The organism is Rhodococcus sp. 06-418-5 (genome assembly GCF_002258285.1).
In the GTDB taxonomy this organism is placed as follows: Bacteria; Actinomycetota; Actinomycetes; order Mycobacteriales; family Mycobacteriaceae; genus Rhodococcoides.
Genome location: NZ_NOYE01000025.1, coordinates 328246 through 346686, shown reverse-complemented (window position 1 = coordinate 346686; position 18441 = coordinate 328246). Strand labels below are relative to the sequence as shown.

Genomic DNA, 18441 nt, shown 5'->3' with positions numbered 1-18441 from the left:
GCGGTACGGATGATCCAGCCATAATTCGACAAGCACAGTGGGTGTGAGATCCATGTCGCCTGCGATGGGCTTCCCATACTGTCTGCAGACATGACCATCGATCGAGTACCGGTATCCGGCGGGCACCTCGCCGTCGAAACACACACCGGCACCAGCGAGCCCATCCTCGTGGTGCACGGGGTCTCGAGCCAGCGCATGCTGTGGAGCTGGCTGCGCGCCGAGTCTCCGCACCTGACACTCGTCGCCCCGGACCTTCGCGGCAGAGGTGACAGCGTGGACGTCACCGGACCGTCGTCGTTGGCGCAGCACGCAGACGATCTCGACTCCGTTTTGGATACATTGGGGCTCGACGCGGTGCACGTCTGCGGAATGTCGATGGGTGGATTCGTGGCGGTCGAGTTCGCGGCCCGGTACCCGTCCAGGGTGAAGAGTCTCATCCTCGTCGACGGGGGCGTGCCGGTGGCTCCGCCCGCCGGCCTCACGCAGGAGAACGTTGCCGCGGTCTTCTCGGACAGGATCGCTCGAACTCAGCAGCACTGGAACGACATCGGCGATTACATCGAATTCCTGGTCTCGACGTCGTTGCCGCTACTCGACCCCGCCGATCCGCTCTTGCGAACGTACGCCGAACATGATCTGTTCGACGGATCGGTCCGGCTGTCGTCCGATGCGGTCGTCGCAGACGCCACGGACGTCTTCTTCGGTGCCTCTCGGTTCCGGGAACTGACGATGCCGATTCGATTCCTGCACGCGCAGTGGAGCGTTGGCACCGATTCCGCGCCGATGTACTCGAGCCAGATCGTCGACGCGCTCGACCTGACGTCCATCACCGCGATGCCGGGACTCGATCACGCCGGGACGATCATGACTGCGGTCGGTGCGGCCGCAGTGGGAGAAACGATCGACGAAGCAATCGACGCGGGTGCGGATGGAGTCGGGCAGTTCATCGATGCATAGCAGATGCGTCGGCCTCGAACGGTGCCCATGGGGTGTCTCGAAGCGCAGGACAGTGTTCGGGTGTCGGGTTGTGTGCAATGTCGATCATCCGATCGAGGACGTCACGCGTGGCGGCCAGATCTGCCATGGCCGCGGTGATTCGATCTCGTTCGATTCTCATGATCTCGAAGGCCTCGGGCGAGCTCTGGCCGCTGTCTATACACGGCAGTAGTTGCAGAATCTTCCGACTCGAAAGACCAGCGGAGAAGAGTTGCTGGAGTAACTTCACCCGCTCGACGGCAGACTCGGCGTAGACACGTTGTTCGCTGGAGGTGCGTTCGGACGCCAGCAAGCCCTGCTCTTCGTAGTAGCGAAGAGCTCGCGTGCTCACTCCTGCCAGGTGTGCCACCTCGCCTATACGCATCCAGTATCTCCCTCGGAGCAACGTTCGATTTTCGGACTTGCCCTTGACGTTAACGTGAAGTTTTAGCCTTGTCGATATCGGACCGATCAGGACCGAAAAAACGAAACTCGCGAAGAAAGCAAGGTCCCATGGACTTCTCCGACCAGATCGCCCTCGTCACCGGAGCCAACCGCGGCATCGGCCGTCACTTCGTCCTCGAACTACTCGATCGAGGCGCGAAAAAAATCTACGCGACGGCTCGCAGACCCGAAACGCTCGACTTCGACGACAACCGGGTGGTGCCGTTGACGCTCGACCTGCTCGACAGCGAATCGGTAAGAGCAGCGGCGTCGGCGGCGTCCGATGTCACACTGCTCGTCAACAATGCGGGCATCTCCACCGGCGCCGCGCTCGTCACCGGTGACCTCACCGAGGTTCGGCGCGAGATGGACACACATTTCTGGGGCACACTGCACGTCGTTCGGGCATTCGCCCCGGTGCTCGCAGCACAGGGTGGCGGTTCGATCGTCAATATCTTGTCGGCTCTATCATGGTTCGCCACAACGGGATCCGGTGCCTACGCTGCCGCGAAGGCCGCCGAATGGAACATGACGAACGGAGTACGCCTGGAACTTGCACCGCAGGGAACTTTCGTACAGGGCGTACTTCTCGGCGCTGCAGATACCGACATCGCCGCCGGATACGACGGACCGAAGATCGATCCCCGCACAGTGCCGCGTGCCGCCCTGGACGGTCTGGCGGCCGGCTCCATCGAAATCATCGTCGACGAATGGACCGCTATGGTGAAGTCCTCTCTCGCCGGCGATCCCGCAGCTTTCTATGCACAGATGGCCGAACTACTCGGAGCGAACTGACTTTCCAATCCAACTCCCGCCCGCCACCGAAAGGCGCTGGGCGCGGCCATACGGGTCCGATCCGAGAACTGTGGGGTGCACCGAACCGTTCGGTCGTGCAGAGGGATATGAGCGGCGAAGTGTCACACTGCGGAGCCACTCTTTCACGCTCTACCGGGTTCGATCCCGAGCCAGGATGCGTTCGAGGTAGTCGAGATCCTCGCGGAGCATCGAGATGGCCCGCTCGGGCCCCTCCGGTACGACGGGCTTGCCGCTGTCCTGAGCAACGGTGCGCAGTGCCATGTCGGCGAGTTGAGTGGCCACCCTCCGATCGGCGTCGGGGTCACCGCTCTGGTGCCACCACGCGACCCAGTTGAGCATGCCGATGATGCCGAGTGCCGCAGTGCGCGGATCGACCGGCCGGAATTCCCCTGCCTTGACACCACTTTCGACGACCGTCACGAACTCCTTGAGCACGTGCCGGCGACTCTGCTGGTAGGTGTGCGACATCTCTTCGGGGAGATCGGCTTCCGATCTGATGATGAGCTTGAAGCGATCGGCGCTCTGGGCCTGATTCAACGCGATCGCGGTCGCCATCTTCCGCAGCTTCTCCGTGGGCCCGAGGTCGGATCGCTCGTTGATCTCGTGCAGAACAGCGGCCGGCGTCTCGGTGCTCTCGCTGATCAGTCGCGAGAGCAACTCGTCCTTGTTCGCTACGTAGTGGTACAGCGCCGGCCGAGTGAGACCGGTGGCGTCGGCGATGTCCTGCAGGGTGGTACTGGCGAAACCCTTCTCCGCGAACAACCGCGTGGCCTGGTCGAGAATCTGCTTCTCGACCAGCTCCCGACGCGGATTGCGCGCCGATCCCCGTGGTGAGTCCTCGCGTGTCATGACCGAAGAATAACCGTCGCTCTCGTCAAGGACCGACAGACACCAGGTGGGTGCGCGCACCGACGAGACCTGCCACCGCGTCGGGCATGCACTCCTTCGGCACATCGACGACGACGAGTGCGCTGGTGTTGCGCATCATTCGCTCCGCGACATCGAGACGGGTGAGGACGTGATCACGCTCCTCGGACCCGGTCAACCACACCGTTGAGCTCGCCTTGGCCTCGTCGACGACGGCCGTCGCCTTCTCGTTCCACGCAGACTCGACGTCCACGGAGACCACCGTCGTCGTCGGATCGTCGCGAAGAGCGGACGGGGCGAACCGGTCGGGGAACGACCGCCCACCGTGGTCGATGGGCCGCGAGAGGATCCACCGAGATACGTCGACGGGAACCTCCGAGTCTGCCGGGACCTGTGCGTAGCCGGCAATTCCCTTCCACGCCACCTCGGGGGCAGAGTCGAGAAACCGCTCGAGACCGACCTTCCCGGCTCGCGTCATGTACGCAACCATGAGCTGGTCCACGGGTAGATCCATCCGCTGCGGGAAGGACTCCCACCACTGTTCACTGCGCACCGCGATCTGCTGGAGGTGGTCCACCGCAGGGCGACGTACCCGTTCGTACTCGGTGAGGGCTTCGTCGACCGTCGCAGCCGACGCCAGTGCGGCATCGAGGGCGATGGCGTCCTCCATGGCGAGCTTCGTTCCCGATCCGATCGAGTAGTGGGCTGTGTGGGCGGCGTCCCCGAGAAGAACTGTGTTGTCCACCGCCCACTTTCGGCACTTGACGGTTCGGAACTGCATCCACCTGGTCCGGTTGCCGATGAGGCTGTGATCCTGGAGTGTCTCGGAGAATGCCTTCTCGAGGTAGCGCAACGACGCCTCGTCGCTGTCGGCCGGATCCGTGGCAGCTGTCGTGACGTCGAAGCCCGCCCGGTGCCACGTGTCGAGATCGGTCTCGATCAGAAACGTACTGCGATCTGCCGCATAGGGATACGCGTGAGCGACGAACGTGCCGTGCTCGGTGGTGACGGGCACGAAGATGGCACTCGGCAGTGCGAAATCCGTTCCGCACCAGAGGTAGAGGCCGGTTCCGGTGGTGATGTCCGCACCGAATCGGTCGTCGGCCGTGCGTGTCGCGCTGTTGATTCCGTCCGATGCGATCACGAGGTCGGCATCGAATTCGTGCGCTCGGTGACGTTCGCCGAACACGAGTCGAACCCCGGCGTCGTGTGCTTGCTGCTGCAGCACGGACAGCAGTCGGGCGCGGCCGATCGCGAGAAGATCGCCGTGGGCCAAGCGGGCCGTGCTGTCGCCGACCTGCATGGACATCTCGTGCGAATAGGATTCGGCCACAATCGCATCGAGGGATCTGGCGTCGGCCTGCCGAAGGTTGCGTTGCGTCCGTGACGCCAGCCCCACTCCGAAGCCGAACGTGGTATCCGGTGAACTCTGTTCGTAGACCGTGATCTCCGCGTCGGGATTGGACAGTTTCAACAGCCGTGCGGCGTAGAGCCCGCCCGGGCCTCCGCCGATGACTACGACGCGGTCGAGTTTCATCGTTGCCTCTCGAGCTTCGCGGCGATGTCGAGCCGCAGACGCTTCTTGTCGATCTTGTTGACGTTGGTTCGGGGAAGCTCGTCCACCCATTCGAGACGTTCGGGCCACTTGAACTTGGCCACGCCGAGCCCCGTGAGGTGTTCCTGTACGTCGGCCATCGTCAATGGCACCCCGTCGGTGACGAGATACGCGCACGTCTTCTCGCCGAGTCGAGGGTCGGGCATCGCGACCACGGCCGCGGAACGAACGGCTGGGTGATCGAGCAGCAGCAGCTCCACCTCCTCGGCGTTGATCTTCTCGCCGCCGCGGTTGATGAGGTCCTTGATCCGCCCCTCGATCGTGACGTACCGCTCGCCTGCGACGACGGAGATCGACGCCAGATCGCCGGTCCGGTAGAAACCGTCGGAGGTGAAGGCAGTTCGATTGTGCTCGGGGGCACCGAAATACCCGGTAATCGTGTACGGACCACGGCAGCACAGTTCCCCGACTTCCCCGTCGGGCAGCTCGATCTCCGTACCGGGATCGAGGATGCGCACCTCGTCCTCCGCGCAGACCGGGGTGCCGACGGTGGCGATCCGGGCGTCGCGGGGAGCGGCGACCGGGGTGACGGTGAGCAACCCCTCGGACATTCCGAACAACTGACCCGCCCAATGATCTCGACCGTCGTCGACGCGGTCCATCAGTGCCGGTGACACTTTGGCACCGGACAGGATCACGTGCCGCAGACGCTCACGCACGCGATCGAACTCGGGACTCGACACGGCCTGGTAGTGACCGTGGCCGATCAACACCTCGGTGGCTTCCGCGCGTTCCATGAGGTCGAACGCCGATCGGACGTCGGCGGTGGCGAGTACGAGACACGCGCCGACCGAGTGCGAGGCGTGCAGACCGCAGGCAATCCCTGCGTTGTGGACGATGGGAATCAGATGGGCGACGCGGCTGTCCGATGTCCACTCGAGCCGCTGCGCGTACATGAGTGCGTTGTTCCAGTACTCGGCATGGATCCGCGGAATGACCTTCGGTACTCCCGTTGTCCCGCCGGACAATTGGAAGGCAACGACGTCCTCGGGATCGGTCTCGGCCTCGATGGCTTCGACGACTGCTCGGGCCTCGGTGGGGTCGATGCCCTGCCCGAGGTCCTCGAGGCGCAGCTCGCCACCCTCTGCTGCTCCGACGGTCACAACATGGCGAACGGTCTGGCTGCCCGCGGCGTGCTCGTGGGCGAACGAGACCAGATCGAACGACGGCAGACCGGCCTCCACCACATGCGCGACCGCACCCACCGCGGCACCGATGTGCGCGATCTCGTGCATCCGGTGCGCGGCCAGTGTGGCGACCGGAACGAGCCCGGCCTTGAGACAGCCGTACCACGCCAGCACCGTCTCCAGCCGGTTCGTCAGTTGGAACAGCACCGGATCGAGGCGCAGCAGACCCAGTCGAACCAATCCGGCGGCGATGGCGTCGGTACGACGGTCGAGTTCGGCGAAGGTCATCGACCCCTCGGCGCTGATGACGGCGAGCCGGTCGGGATACCGGACAGCGATGTCGCGGAACCGTCGGCTGGTCGGTAGCGAACTCCACGAACCGCTCTGCAGATAGTGCTGTGCTCGGTCCTGCGGGTATCGCACCAGCCTGCCGTCCCAGTCCGAGTGGGTCGTCTCGGTGGTCACCGTCATCGCTGAGCCACCGCAGGAAGCAATCGCGAGATCTCCAACGAATAATCGGGGTGGTCGGCCGGGACGATTCCCGAGTAGACGGCCGTCCAGCATCCGGGGCAGCACAGTTGGCGAAAGACGATGGGAGTGTCGACGTACTCGGCCGGATCCGAGGTCACCTGCGGTCCGGCCGCCGAGGACGGGCCCTCGTAGCGAGCCAGATCCAGTACACCGCTGTTCTTCTCGTCACCGAGCAGTCGCCCGCACTGTGCGCAGGCGATGACCCGAACGTCCCCGACGGTCACCTCGGACAGGTTGTCGTCGAGCCGCCTGGCCAGCGAAAGATCCATGATGGGGGCGTCGGAATGCTGGGTGGAACGCGTGCGCCGTTCGTCGATCATGTCCCGACGTCGTCGCGTAGTTGCTGCCACGTCCACCTTTCCCCCGTCGATCACCACGCCGTAGACGATGTTCGCGCCCTCCGCGGTGACCTTGCCTTCGCGTAGGTCCACCACGACGGCCTCCGGATCGCGATGCAACGGATCTCCGTAACCGCCGCCGCCCTGCCAGTGCATGTACAGCACTTCACCCGGAGCGACGTAGCTTTCGGCGTAGCACGCGCCGAATTCCTTTCCGCCGCCCAGCTCTTCGAGGGCCCCGGGAATCTTTCCCGCTGCGAACTGCTCGATGACGTCGGTACTGCGTGCCAGGATTTCGAGTCCGGTGTTACCCGGGTATCCGCCGGCGAGACCGTTGTTCTGCGCCACGGCTTTACCCGCAGACGCAAGCACGAGGCCCATCGGGAGCGAGGTGCCGTACGGCGTGACAGCGAGCGATGCACTGACGCCACCTCGTTGACGACCGGGTCCACCGGAGTCGGGCTCTTCACGACGCCACAGCGTGAGCAGCGGGTAGAGGAACTCGGTCATTTCCGTATCGGGGATGCGCCCCATCGGAATACAGAAGAGTCCGCCGGTGTCCATGCCGTCTGCGGTCGGGCGTGCGCCGTAACCGCCTGCCATCGGTTCCATCATGATGTTGAGGAACGGAACGGGTTGTTCTCCGCGTTCGTCGAGGCCTGCGATCACGGCGGTGTCCCAGGTGCCGCAACATGCAGCCTGCACGCTCTTGCCGAGGTCGACCGATCGGTCGAGCATCTGCGACAGACATTCGGCGATGAGGGTTCCGGTCAGCCACGCCGGTCCGATGGGACCACGGCTGACCGCCGCCGGGAAGCTCGCGTTGTTGATGGTGCCCTCTTCGGAGACCAGGTCGAAGCATCGCATCAATCCGCCTGCGGACCAGGGAATGTCACCCGCGAGGATCGGAAGCAAGGCGAGCATGACGCCGCCGCGCATTCCTGCGTAGGTGCAGTTGATGACGCCCGTCTGCTTGTCGGTGCCGGTGAAGTCGAACGTGAGATGGTCGGCGGTCTTGCTCATCGCGACGGTGATCTTGTGCACGTCGCGATCACCGGTGTGCGACTGGTCCTGGTAGCCGGTGGCCTTCCACGTCCCGTCGGGCAGCGACGAGAGTTTGCTGCGCAGTCGGCCTTCGGCGTCGGTCATCATGCGCTTCATGACGGCCTTGACGGTGTCGGCACCGTACTGCTCGATGACGGCGAGCATGCGATTGCGTCCGACGGTGTTCGCACCGATCTTCGCCCGCAGGTCGAGCCCGACCAGCATCGGAACTCGGGAGCGTCGCACCCAGAGATCGGCGATGTCGCGCTGGAGTTCGTAGTCGCGGACGACCTTGACCGGTGGAGTCGGAAGCGATTCGGAGAACACATCTTTCGCGGACGGGTCGAACGACCCGAGTCCGGAACCGCCGAGGTCGGGTTCGTGGCAGATCGCGCTGGTCCAGGCGAACAGCTTGCCCTCGTGGAAGATGGGTTGGTAGACGATGACGTCGCTCTGGTGCAGTCCCCCGCCGACCCATGGGTCGTTGCACAGGAACATGTCACCCGGCGCGATTCCGGGGTTGGCGGCGCGATGTTGCAGGGTCCAGTAGATCGCCAGGTCCACGGCTCCGACGAGCATGGTGTTGTAGAGGCCGACCTGAACCTCTTGTCCCAGTTCGTCACTGATCGCGAAGTCGAAATCGTTCGCGTCGGTGACGATGGGTGAGCCCGACATTCGTTTGAGTGCCTCGCCCATCTCGTCGGTGACCGACCAGAGTCGGTGCCGGATGACCTCGTAGGTCAACGGATCGAGGTCGTCGATCTGCTGCTGCGTGACGGTATGCACCGGCAGGGTCGGCGGGAGGGCGCGCGCGAGAGCGTCGGGATCGACGGGGCGGGACGAGAAGATCTCGGACCCGGGAATTGCTGATGTCATGGTGCGGTTCTCCTGTGGTCTCAGCCGGCGACGATGTTGAGGTTGCCGAGGCGGTCGACAGTTCCGGTGGTTCCGTGCGGGACGACGACGGTCGTCGTAGGGACTTCGACGATGGCGGGGCCGGCGAGGACGTGCCCGGCAGCGAGCTTGCTGTAGTCGTAGATATCGGTGTCGACGTAGCCGATTCGACCGTCCAGGTTGACTTTTCGGGAGCCGATGCGGGCCGCCGATGCGTCGGCGGAGTCGGCCGACTTCAATTCGGGCAGAGTCGGCGAGAACGGCAGCACGCCCGTCGCGCGAACGCGATAGGTGATCGCCTGAATGCCGGCTTCGCGGAACCCACTGTCCTTGCCGTACAGATCTGCGTACCGCTGCTCGAAGAGGTCCGAGGCATGGGCGACACTCGCCGAGTCCAGCGAGCCTCCTGGAACGGTCGTGGCCACCTCGGCCAGCTGCATCGTGTACCGCATGTCGATTTCACGTTCGACCTCGACGGATGTGAAATTGAGACCCTGCCGACCGAGGGCGTCGCGCACCCGCTTCTCGAGGCTCTCGAAATTGGCCTCGGCGCGGGCCGGATCGAGGGGCATCGCGGCCGGGTCGGACAGCTCGGCCGCGAGCACGATGTTCGACGACGCCAGACCGTAGGCCGAGAACGCCGATGCCACCTGCCCGAGCGGAACGATGACCTCCTTGACGCCGACCTCGGCGGCATACGCGGCGCAGTGCGACGGTCCGGCTCCGCCGAATGCGTAGAGGACGAAGTTGCGCGGATCGTGTCCGGCTTCGACGACGGTCTTGCGCAGGAGATCGCCGGTCTGCGCGTTCTGCACGGCGTAGATCGCAGCCGCCGCATCCTCGATGGACAGACCGAGCGGTTCCGCGATTCGGCGTCGAATGGCCTCGCGCGCAAGCTCTTTGTCGAGTGGTTTGCGACCGCCGAGCAATCCGCGTTCGGGGAGGATGCCGAGGACGAGGTTGGCATCGGCATTGGTGGGTTCGGTTCCGCCCTGCCCGTAACAGGCGGGACCGGGTACGGCTTGCGCGCTGTGCGGTCCGATCTGAAGATTGCCGCCTGCATCCACCCAGGCGATGGCGCCGCCGCCGGAGCCGATGGCGTGTACCTGGAGGGTGGGCACGTTGATCGGGTGGTGATTGATGATGGTGCTCGACGCGCGTACCGGTTCACCGTCGACGACCAAGCCGACGAGGAACGTGGTTCCGCCGACGTCGGTGGCGATGATGTTCTCGTGGCCCAGCTGCTTTCCGAGCGACACGGCACCGACCACGCCGCCGGTCAACACGGAACCGACTGTGCTGATGGCGTTCTTCGGGGCCTCGGCTGCGGCAACGGCACCGCCGTTGCTCTGCATCACCAGCAGTGGGCCGGCGAGGTCGAGGGCACGCAGCTTCTTCTCCAACGAACCGAGGTAGTCGCGCAGTCCCGGACCGATCTGAGTGCTCATGATCGTGGTCGCGTTGCGGGCGAACTCACGGATGCGCGGGCTCACCTCGGAGGACAGCGAGACGAACATGTCGGGCGCGATCTCGTGCACCAGTTCACGAATACGCTGCTCGTGCACCGGGTTACGGAACGACCAGAGCAGCGAGACCGCAATGCCGGAGACGCCGTCGTCGACGAGGCTTCGGATGGCGACGCGCGCGGACTCCTCGTCGAGGGCAACGACGACATTGCCGTCTCGATCGAGCCGTTCGGTGACCTCGAGTGCATGCCGCTTGGGAACCAGACCGTGGGACTTGCTCTGCCCCAACACGTTCTGCAGTTGCTCGGGCGATCCACCGAGGTAACGGCCCTCGACGTTCATGATGTAGATCGAATCCCGATGCCCCTTGGTGGTCAGGAACCCGACCGGCGGGACGTTGCCCATCACCAGAGCATTGAGCGAGGACGTGGTGCCGTGCGCGATGTGGTGGGTGTTCGCGAGCATCTCCTGCACCGGGCATCCGAGCTGCTCGGCCAACGCTTCGAGAACGTCGATGACGCCCTGGGAATAGTCGGGTGGAGTCGAGGGCGCCTTGGCCGCGACCACGGTGCCGGAACTGTCGTCGAGTACTGCATCCGTGAACGTTCCGCCGACGTCCACTCCGATCACATAGGTCATGCCGGTGTGCTCCTTAGGTCCGAGTCGAAGACGTTCTGGCGTGTGAGAGCGAGGCACCCTCGAACACTGCTTACGTCTGCGTCGAGTATTCGACGTGACCGACGACATGTCAAGCATGAATGTGAGTGCTGTCACCTCTCTCGATTCCGTCCGACTCGATACTGCCGTTCACTTCCGCTGGTGGACGCCACTTGACGAATCATCGCAAACGTCGAATACTCTTCATCAACGTCAAATACCGAAAGGCAGTGCATGAGTATTCACCGTGTGGGCTTGGTCGTTCCGAGCTCCAACGTCACCGTGGAAACGGAGATGCCGGCCCTGTTGGCGCGACATCGACAGGCGCGGTTCTCGTTCCACTCCTCGCGGATGCGCATGCAGGCCGTGTCACCGGAGCAACTGCGAGCGATGAACGCCCAGCGAGAGCGGTGCATCCTCGAATTGGGTGATGCCGGGATCGACGCCGTTCTCTATGCCTGCCTCGTCGCCCTGATGGTCGCGGGGCCCGGGGAACACCAACGCGTCGAGGGGTTGGTGGCCGAGCAACTCGCCACGGGCGGATCCGATGCAGCCGTCCGGTCGAGCGCGGGAGCCCTCGTGGAAGGCCTGCGCGCTCTGGACGCGAGCAACATCGTTCTCGTGACGCCGTACATGCGACCACTCGCGGAGAAGGTGGTCGAGTACATCGAGGCCGAAGGTATTCGCGTACTCGATTGGCGTGCCCTCGAAGTCTCCGACAACGCCGAAGTCGGCTGCATCCCTGGCGAACGAGTCATGGACGCGGCCAGATCTTTGGATCTCACCGGTGCCGACGCACTGGTGATCTCCGCGTGTGTACAGATGCCGTCCCTGCCTCTCGTCCAGGCTGCCGAGGACGAGTTCGGGATTCCCGTGCTCTCGGCCGCCACGGCAGGTGCCTACAGCCTGCTCCGTGCGCTCGACCTGTCCGTCGATCTACCGGATGCCGGCTCGTTGCTCCGCGCGGACGCCGTCGTCGCGTCGTAGATCGTCACTTCGTAGAGAGGAAATCTCCATGTCCGACTTGCCGCACAAGGTTCGGGGCGTCGACCATGTCGCCTATCCCACGTTCGATCCGGCAGCAACGGTCGAGTTCTACCGCGACGTGCTCGGGTTCCCCGTCGTCCATTCCATCTGCGCAGCGGGGTGGGGACCGGAGAAGCATCCGGACTTCATCCACTTCTTCTTCGACATCGGCAACGATGATCGCCTCGCATTCTTCTACTATTTCGGTCTCGAGCCGTTCGACGGTGGACCACAGGGTGATGCGTATTCACGCTTCGCCGACGACGTACCGATCTTCTTCATCCGCTCGCGTCACCTGGCGATTCACGTCGACAGCGAAGAAGACCTGATGGAGTATCGACGACGGCTCGACGGCAGCGACTGGCCCGTGGAGATGCAGATCCAGCACGAGACGATCGAGTCCATCTACACCCACGATCCCAACGGCTACATGATCGAGCTCACCCGCGCGATGCGTCCGGTCACGCCGCAGGAGGACCTCGACGCGAATTTGACGATCGACGCCCTGATCGACGTCGTTCGCGGACCCGACCCGAGTATGGCGAACCTGTTGACCCGCAAGGCCGAGTTGATCGTCGAGCGTGCGGCCGACTGGTCGGCCGAGAACGAGGTGGGGGTGTCGTGACCACGTTGTACGTCCTCGACATTCCGGAGAACACGACGATCGCGTCGGTTGCGGACATCGATCCGGCCGTGCGCGTGGACCATGTCGGCCCGTACTTCCGCATAGTCTCGGACGGGGACATCGTGATCGATCGTCGGGCGACCGGATGCAGGCACGCAGTCTGGTACAGCAGTGTCTCGGGCCTGTCCGACTCTCGAATCACACAGTGGGACAAAGACGCTCTGCGCGTCGAGGGATCATGACTGCGGCCCGTCTCGGGGCCGGTCGCTACATCGACGCCGCCGAGGCACCGAGCAACACCGTCACCTCGACCCACGAGCTGACCACCGCAGACGGCGCCAAGGTCAGCGGAGTGTTGAGAACGGTTCCCGGTGCCGACGTCGTCGTGGCGTTGATGCACCCGAGACAGGATCTGACGCACCACGTACTGGTGCCCGAACTCCTCGCCCGCGGATACGCGGTCTGGACCCAGGGCACGCGTTCGGTGAACAACGACATCTCCCTGGTACACGAGCAGGCATTGCTCGACGCAGCCGCCGGGCAGGTATTCCTGCGTTCACGGTCGTTCGATCACGTTGTGACGCTGGGACACTCCGGTGGCGGCACCCTGTTCGCGTTCTACCACGAGCAGGCCGGTCTTGCGCCGGAGCATCGACTGACGGCCACCCCGTCCGGTCGGCCGATCGATCTCGCGTCGGCGGAGATGCCGGTGCCGGACGGTGCGATCTTCATGGCTCCGCACCCCGGACAGGGTGCGCTGCTGCTGCGACTGATCGATCCTTCCGTCGTCGACGAATCCGACCCCATGTCCATCGACCCGTCGCTCGATCCCTTCGATGCAGCCAACGGATTCGTCGACGCACCGGAAAGTTCGTCGTATCCGGAGGACTTCGTTCATCGGTATCGCGCCGCGCAGCACGAGCGCGTCGCTCGGCTGGACGCGCTCGCGCGGTCACGGGTCGCCGAAGCATCCGAGGCCCGACGGCGTTTCGAGACAAGCGGTGATCCTGCCGACCGTCGAGATGCGTTGGCGCCGCGCATATTGACCGTCTATCGCACCGACGCGGACCTGAGATTCACCGACCTCTCGCTCAGTCCGAACGCTCGACCGTACGGTTCGTTGTTCGGCCGTCGGCCGGATCTGACGAATTACGGACTCGTCGGCTTCGCGCGCTTGTCGACGCCGGATGCCTGGTTGTCGACGTGGTCCGGTCTGAGCTCCAACGCCGGCTTCGTTCGGTGCGCACCGTCGGTGACGGTCCCGTCGTTGTTCGTCGAACTGACCGGCGATCAGGCGTGTTTCCCGGAGGACGCGTCGAGGATGGTCGAGGCTCTGGGCTCGATCGACAAGTCTCGTGTGGCGATCGAGGGCACCCACTTCGGCGGACCCATTCGTACGGGCGCACGCACCGGCGCTTCACTGGCTGCCGCCGATATCGGTGCCTGGTTGTCCGACCACTTCATCTGACCCTCTTGCGAGCGGAAACACATGTCACGTAACACTTTTTCTCCCGTGGTCGCACTCTGTCTGGCGGCGCTGACGCTGGAAGGGTACGACCTTCTGATGTACGGCACGGTGGTTCCGTCGCTCCTGGCGTACGAGCCGTGGGATCTGGATCCGGCGACCGTCGGGGTACTCGGATCCGTGGTGGGAGTCGGCATGCTCGCCGGGGCACTCGCCGCGGGCAGCATCGCGGACCGCTGGGGTAGGCGACGCGCCTTGATCGCCGCGGTCGCGTTGTTCTCGGCCGCGATGGGATGCTGTGCGATTGCACCCTCACCCGAGATCTTCGGAACAGCGCGATTCGTCGTCGGCGTCGGAGCAGGAGTGTTGATGCCGACCGCTGCATCGATGCTGATCGAATTCTCCCGACTGGACACGAGAGCACGAACGGTCGCAATGGGATTCGTGGGCACCAGTGTCGGCGGTATCGCGGCGGGGATCCTGTCGCTGTGGCTCGTCCCGGCGTTCGGCTTCCGAGCGATGTTCGCAGCAGGGATGATCCCAGCGTTGTTGATTCTGCCGGCAATGCTCAGACATCTTCCCGAATCACCCGCGTTCCTCAACTCGCGGGGCAGGACGGATGCAGCACAGAGGATCTCGACCCATTACGGACTCGAGGAAGCATCGGAGAGTGCCGGTGGCGACCCGACATCGACGGATCGCGGAATCGGCGCGCTGTTCACCGCGAACCGTGCGCGAGTGACGTTGTCCTTCTGGGTGATGACCCTGCTGTGCCTGCTCGTGTTGTTCGGTGTCGCGACCTGGTTGCCCGCTGTCATGAGGTCGGCCGGATACCCACTCGGCGCCGCGCTGTCCTTCTTGCTGGTGCTCAATGTGGGCGGTGCAGTAGGCGCTCTCGGCGGTGCTCACCTGGCCGATCGTTACGGCATCAAACCGGTGACCACCCTCGGATTCGTCTGTGCAGCAGTATCGTTGGCCTTGATCGCGACCACTCCCCCGATCGGCATCGTGTACGTTCTGGTACTGATCGCAGGAATGGGTACGACCGGGACGCAGATCCTGCTGAACACCTTCATCGGTGGCTACTACCCCGTGGCCTGCCGGACAACAGGATTGGGAGTCGCACTCGCGGTGGGGCGACTCGGCGCGATCGTCGGCCCCACCTACGGTGGACTGTTCGTCGCCGCCGGTGCAGGTACCAGCACTCAGCTGTTGGCTTTCGCCCTGCCCGCAATCATCGGAGCCGCGGTGACGATTCTGATTCCGGCGGGCCGCCGTGACACTTCCGCAGCGGACGTCTCCGCCACCAGGTCGTCCCATTGGTCGCGTCCACGATCGTGAACTCCGGCAGCAACCCAACCGATTGCATCCGAGGACAACTCGGTCTGCCAGAGCATTCTGTTCTCGATCACCTGGACCTTCGAGCGCCTCGGTGCCGGCCGTGACCCGTGCCCAATTCGAGCCCTCTGCAGTGTGAACAGGGTCCGAAGGCCCTGTTTCCGGTCGATCCGACCACCGAGAATCGATGCATGACCAGCTCTGTCGACAATCGAAGGAATCTGACGGTCGTCGGTATCGACGGCTCTGTATCGTCGCGAAATGCTCTGGGATGGGCCGCCGCCGACGCGGTCGGTCGAAACACCACGCTGCTCCTCGTCTGTGCAGGCGTGGATCGAGACATCGCACGAGCCGGAGCAGCGAATGCGCACGGCGGTACCGCGTCGGGTGCTCGTGCTCGCGCACGGTCCGCGTTGGCCGCCGCGCGAGTTGTCGCAATGTCCGTTCTGGGTGACGACGCAGACGTCGAGACAGTACTCGAACCCGGACCACCGGACGAGGTCCTGAACGAGTACGCCGACACTGCCCGGATGCTCGTCCTCGGGTCGCGTCGGAAGGGAAGCGTCGCACGCGCAGTACACGGTTCGGTCAGTACCGATGTCGTCACTCACGCCCGGTGCCCCGTTGTTGTCGTTCCGCACGGATTCACCCGAGCAACGACCGTGCCCGACGCTGCCGCAGCTGTGGTGGTGGGTGTGAACGGTTCCCCGAAGGACGACGCAGTCCTCGCCGTCGCTTTCGACCAGGCTTCACGACTCGGGGTCCCGCTGCACGCGGTGCACGCGTACGAGGCCACCGAACCACGCGCCGGGTTCGTCCGACACATCGATCTCGGTCCACGCATTCGTCGGAGTTCTGCCCCGAAGCGTTGGATCGAGCGCCTCGTTGCCTCGTGGTCCGAGAAGTACCCCGACGTCGTGGTCACGACTCATGCGGCACACGACCGCCCGTCACACGCGCTGCTCGAGAACGCGTTCGATACACAGCTCGTCGTGGTGGGTGCATGCAGCCGCGGTGCGACCTCGCCGCTGTTCGTCGGATCGACCAGCCGTACGGTGCTTCGTCGCGCCGAAGTCCCGGTCGTCTTCGTGCCTGCGAACGCCGGACAACCTGGATAACGGCATCCCGACTCACCTGGGCGCATCCTTCGCTCGTGAAACCGGTGCAGCCGAGAAGGCGGCGAACTCGGGGCCCAATCGCAACTGCTCGCTCTTCGAAGTCCCGAGGTGGGCGCGATCCGTTCCCGTTCGTCTTTCGCTTTGTCGGTCAGTGACTTTGGGCTCTACCCGGCAGTTCGTCACGGTGTTGTAGTTGTCAGTGGGTCGGCCCGACGGGTCGATCGAGTACACATTCACGAACACGAGGAGGATGTACGATGACCGTTCTCGCCAACCGCACGCCACTGATTCCGTCGTGGCCGGCGCTACCGGACTGGTCGGACCTGATGGCACGATTCGAGGCCATGCCGCCGTGGAGTGCGCTGGAAGGTCACATGATTCGGGTCGAAGAAACCCTGGAGGACGATCGATACGTGCTCCGGGCGGAGCTGCCCGGTATCGATCCGGAACGGGACGTGGACATCAGCGTGCACGACGGCAAGCTCTTCATCAAAGCCGAACGTGCAGAGCAGAAGACGGAGGGCACGCGATCGGAGTTCCGCTACGGCAGCTTCCACCGCACGATCGATCTCCCTGCCGGAGCGAAGGACGACGCAATCGAAGCCACCTACGACAACGGGATTCTGACGGTCGATGTGACACTTGCCGGATCCGAGCCGGACACGCCTGTCCGCCACATCGAGGTCAGGAGCAACGGGGTCCAACCCAACGGGGTCGGAACCAACTGAGGGTGCCGCCGCCCGTCGGCCCGAACCGTGTAGTCGGGTGAACCGAGGCCTACAGGCGAGCACCGCGGCCCCTGAACATCGACACTCACCTACTCACTCGAAAGGACTCGAACAATGTCCACAACGACCAGTGCGTCCATGCACGCACATCCCGACATCGCTGCACTGCGCGATCGCTACGACGCGGTGTTCAACAGGCCCGTGGGACAAGTGACAGATGGGCTGCTACTGCTGGCCGGTCTGTACGCGGCGAGCTCGGCCTGGATTCTCGGTGTCGCGCCGCTGTCGAGTACAGCCGCCGACGGCCGTGCCGCGTTCGCCATGACCAACCTGATCACCGGTTCTGCGATCGCAGTCCTCGCGCTTGCACTCGGAGCCGCGTACGGACGAATCCACGGGGTGTCCTTCGTGGTGCCGCTCCTGGGGATCTGGCTGATCGTGTCCCCGTGGATCATCGCTGATCTCGAGCGCACGAACGGCATGATCTGGTCCAACGTACTGGTCGGAATCGTCGTGCTCGGGCTCGGCGCAGTTGCAACGGCCATGGGCACAGGACGCTTCACGGGTATGCATCGCAGCGGACGGTAGCCGTCCGCGCGGAACACGAGAACGCCGAGCCTGTCGGGTTCGGCGCTGTCGTGTATCGACCGTGTACCGACGCCACCGGAGGGCACCGGGCCTACCGATAGCAGCGAACGACGCTACCCCGTCCCGCGCGCGGAGGCACCGAATCGACATTCGTACCCATCGCGATCATCGGCTTCCTGCGCGGGTGGTGTCGGCCGACGGGACCGCGCGGGACCGATGACGCTCTCCCACCACGGCTCGAGCGGACTAGGGTCGCGCCAGACGACGTCCGGTACGGGATCGGCTCGCACAGAATCGAACGATCCAGAGTTGTGCATCGGGCACCTCCGTCGAAAGATCGGGCGGCGAAGACTGGTGTATCCACAGGATGGTCCGGGCCGGCAGGAGGAAAAAGAGCACAAAGTCCCCATTCGCGGAGGTCCGGGCATGGACCGTCCCACCCGCTGCGGTGTCAGACCGGCCCGAGTCGCCCGCTCACTGTTGCCATCCCGAACCGACATCGGTCAGAACCAGCACACACTGTGCGGCCGCCAACAGTCCGAAAGCGACGATCAACAGCAGCGGCGCGCCCACGAACAGGCAGGTCACGAACAGTCCGGAGACCACGACCAACTTGACGAGCGAAGGCGGCGGTTCCATGGCATTCCCCCACGGTCGATTCTGCGTCTCACTGTGACAAACCACGATGGCATCCACACTGCGGTTTGTAGAGAGCACAAAGACCATTCATGGGCTCGACTCGCCCGTGGTACAACGCATAGACAAACCACGCCCCGAGA

At 64.2% G+C, this 18441-nt stretch carries 17 protein-coding genes; 10 read left to right on the top strand and 7 right to left on the bottom strand.

The annotated features are described in order from the left end of the window. Positions 1 to 90 precede the first annotated feature (90 nt). Positions 91 to 957, top strand: coding sequence for an alpha/beta fold hydrolase (locus tag CH274_RS20305; protein ID WP_094658695.1), 867 nt, complete (start codon positions 91 to 93; stop codon positions 955 to 957). On the opposite strand, the gene CH274_RS20300 is transcribed toward CH274_RS20305, so the two are convergent. Next, on the bottom strand, positions 944 to 1360 hold the full coding sequence (locus CH274_RS20300) for a MerR family transcriptional regulator (protein WP_032394838.1): 417 nt from the start codon (positions 1358 to 1360) through the stop codon (positions 944 to 946). The genes CH274_RS20305 and CH274_RS20300 overlap by 14 nt on opposite strands. 128 nt (positions 1361 to 1488) lie before the next feature. On the opposite strand from CH274_RS20300, the gene CH274_RS20295 reads away from it, so the two are divergent. Beyond that, positions 1489 to 2214, top strand: coding sequence for an SDR family oxidoreductase (locus CH274_RS20295; protein ID WP_032394839.1), 726 nt, complete (start codon positions 1489 to 1491; stop codon positions 2212 to 2214). Positions 2215 to 2364: 150 nt separating this feature from the next. Here CH274_RS20295 and CH274_RS20290 read toward each other — a convergent pair whose 3' ends face one another. The 5 genes from CH274_RS20290 to CH274_RS20270 are packed head-to-tail and all read right to left on the bottom strand — an operon-like array spanning position 2365 to position 10756. After that, positions 2365 to 3084, bottom strand: a complete 720-nt coding sequence (locus CH274_RS20290) for a TetR/AcrR family transcriptional regulator (RefSeq protein WP_179275811.1) — start codon at positions 3082 to 3084, stop codon at positions 2365 to 2367. Between the two features lie 25 nt (positions 3085 to 3109). After that, complete coding sequence (locus CH274_RS20285) at positions 3110 to 4639, bottom strand: FAD-dependent monooxygenase (protein ID WP_094658692.1); 1530 nt, start codon at positions 4637 to 4639, stop codon at positions 3110 to 3112. After that, complete coding sequence (locus CH274_RS20280) at positions 4636 to 6315, bottom strand: (2,3-dihydroxybenzoyl)adenylate synthase (RefSeq protein WP_094658690.1); 1680 nt, start codon at positions 6313 to 6315, stop codon at positions 4636 to 4638. The genes CH274_RS20285 and CH274_RS20280 overlap by 4 nt, the downstream gene beginning before the upstream one ends. Continuing rightward, positions 6312 to 8633, bottom strand: a complete 2322-nt coding sequence (locus CH274_RS20275) for a hydantoinase B/oxoprolinase family protein (RefSeq protein WP_094658688.1) — start codon at positions 8631 to 8633, stop codon at positions 6312 to 6314. The genes CH274_RS20280 and CH274_RS20275 overlap by 4 nt, the downstream gene beginning before the upstream one ends. A 20-nt stretch (positions 8634 to 8653) precedes the next feature. After that, a complete protein-coding gene (locus CH274_RS20270; protein WP_032394843.1) occupies positions 8654 to 10756 on the bottom strand; it encodes a hydantoinase/oxoprolinase family protein in 2103 nt (700 codons plus the stop codon). 252 nt (positions 10757 to 11008) lie between these two features. Between CH274_RS20270 and CH274_RS20265 the strand changes: the two genes are divergently transcribed. The 8 genes from CH274_RS20265 (at position 11009) to CH274_RS20230 (ending at position 17662) form a co-directional block, all read left to right on the top strand. Beyond that, a complete protein-coding gene (locus CH274_RS20265; RefSeq protein ID WP_094658686.1) occupies positions 11009 to 11761 on the top strand; it encodes a maleate cis-trans isomerase family protein in 753 nt (250 codons plus the stop codon). A gap of 28 nt (positions 11762 to 11789) precedes the next feature. Beyond that, on the top strand, positions 11790 to 12425 hold the full coding sequence (locus CH274_RS20260; protein ID WP_032394845.1) for a VOC family protein: 636 nt from the start codon (positions 11790 to 11792) through the stop codon (positions 12423 to 12425). Then, entirely contained in the window at positions 12422 to 12667 is a 246-nt protein-coding gene (locus tag CH274_RS20255) for a hypothetical protein (protein WP_032394846.1), read from the top strand. Before CH274_RS20260 ends, CH274_RS20255 begins: the two co-directional genes overlap by 4 nt. Continuing rightward, positions 12664 to 13893 (top strand): alpha/beta hydrolase, encoded by a 1230-nt coding sequence (locus CH274_RS20250; RefSeq protein WP_094658684.1) that lies wholly within the window; start codon positions 12664 to 12666, stop codon positions 13891 to 13893. Before CH274_RS20255 ends, CH274_RS20250 begins: the two co-directional genes overlap by 4 nt. 21 nt (positions 13894 to 13914) lie before the next feature. Next, complete coding sequence (locus tag CH274_RS20245) at positions 13915 to 15231, top strand: MFS transporter (protein ID WP_094658682.1); 1317 nt, start codon at positions 13915 to 13917, stop codon at positions 15229 to 15231. Between the two features lie 188 nt (positions 15232 to 15419). Further along, a complete protein-coding gene (locus tag CH274_RS20240) occupies positions 15420 to 16346 on the top strand; it encodes a universal stress protein (protein WP_143546620.1) in 927 nt (308 codons plus the stop codon). Between the two features lie 257 nt (positions 16347 to 16603). Beyond that, positions 16604 to 17074: an Hsp20/alpha crystallin family protein gene (locus CH274_RS20235; protein WP_045196189.1), complete on the top strand. Its 471-nt coding sequence runs from the start codon at positions 16604 to 16606 to the stop codon at positions 17072 to 17074. A gap of 114 nt (positions 17075 to 17188) precedes the next feature. After that, positions 17189 to 17662 (top strand): SPW repeat protein, encoded by a 474-nt coding sequence (locus tag CH274_RS20230; RefSeq protein WP_032394849.1) that lies wholly within the window; start codon positions 17189 to 17191, stop codon positions 17660 to 17662. A gap of 474 nt (positions 17663 to 18136) precedes the next feature. Here CH274_RS20230 and CH274_RS29350 read toward each other — a convergent pair whose 3' ends face one another. Beyond that, a complete protein-coding gene (locus tag CH274_RS29350; RefSeq protein WP_155290795.1) occupies positions 18137 to 18301 on the bottom strand; it encodes a hypothetical protein in 165 nt (54 codons plus the stop codon). Positions 18302 to 18441 lie beyond the last annotated feature (140 nt).

Bases quoted from the DNA above. Each gene is read 5' to 3' on its own strand.
- CH274_RS20305 (WP_094658695.1), top strand. From the start codon at position 91: ATGACCATCGATCGAGTACCGGTATCCGGCGGGCACCTCGCCGTCGAA.
- CH274_RS20300 (WP_032394838.1), bottom strand. From the start codon at position 1,360: ATGCGTATAGGCGAGGTGGCACACCTGGCAGGAGTGAGCACGCGAGCT.
- CH274_RS20295 (WP_032394839.1), top strand. From the start codon at position 1,489: ATGGACTTCTCCGACCAGATCGCCCTCGTCACCGGAGCCAACCGCGGC.
- CH274_RS20290 (WP_179275811.1), bottom strand. From the start codon at position 3,084: ATGACACGCGAGGACTCACCACGGGGATCGGCGCGCAATCCGCGTCGG.
- CH274_RS20285 (WP_094658692.1), bottom strand. From the start codon at position 4,639: ATGAAACTCGACCGCGTCGTAGTCATCGGCGGAGGCCCGGGCGGGCTC.
- CH274_RS20280 (WP_094658690.1), bottom strand. From the start codon at position 6,315: ATGACGGTGACCACCGAGACGACCCACTCGGACTGGGACGGCAGGCTG.
- CH274_RS20275 (WP_094658688.1), bottom strand. From the start codon at position 8,633: ATGACATCAGCAATTCCCGGGTCCGAGATCTTCTCGTCCCGCCCCGTC.
- CH274_RS20270 (WP_032394843.1), bottom strand. From the start codon at position 10,756: ATGACCTATGTGATCGGAGTGGACGTCGGCGGAACGTTCACGGATGCA.
- CH274_RS20265 (WP_094658686.1), top strand. From the start codon at position 11,009: ATGAGTATTCACCGTGTGGGCTTGGTCGTTCCGAGCTCCAACGTCACC.
- CH274_RS20260 (WP_032394845.1), top strand. From the start codon at position 11,790: ATGTCCGACTTGCCGCACAAGGTTCGGGGCGTCGACCATGTCGCCTAT.
- CH274_RS20250 (WP_094658684.1), top strand. From the start codon at position 12,664: ATGACTGCGGCCCGTCTCGGGGCCGGTCGCTACATCGACGCCGCCGAG.
- CH274_RS20245 (WP_094658682.1), top strand. From the start codon at position 13,915: ATGTCACGTAACACTTTTTCTCCCGTGGTCGCACTCTGTCTGGCGGCG.
- CH274_RS20240 (WP_143546620.1), top strand. From the start codon at position 15,420: ATGACCAGCTCTGTCGACAATCGAAGGAATCTGACGGTCGTCGGTATC.
- CH274_RS20235 (WP_045196189.1), top strand. From the start codon at position 16,604: ATGACCGTTCTCGCCAACCGCACGCCACTGATTCCGTCGTGGCCGGCG.
- CH274_RS20230 (WP_032394849.1), top strand. From the start codon at position 17,189: ATGTCCACAACGACCAGTGCGTCCATGCACGCACATCCCGACATCGCT.
- CH274_RS29350 (WP_155290795.1), bottom strand. From the start codon at position 18,301: ATGGAACCGCCGCCTTCGCTCGTCAAGTTGGTCGTGGTCTCCGGACTG.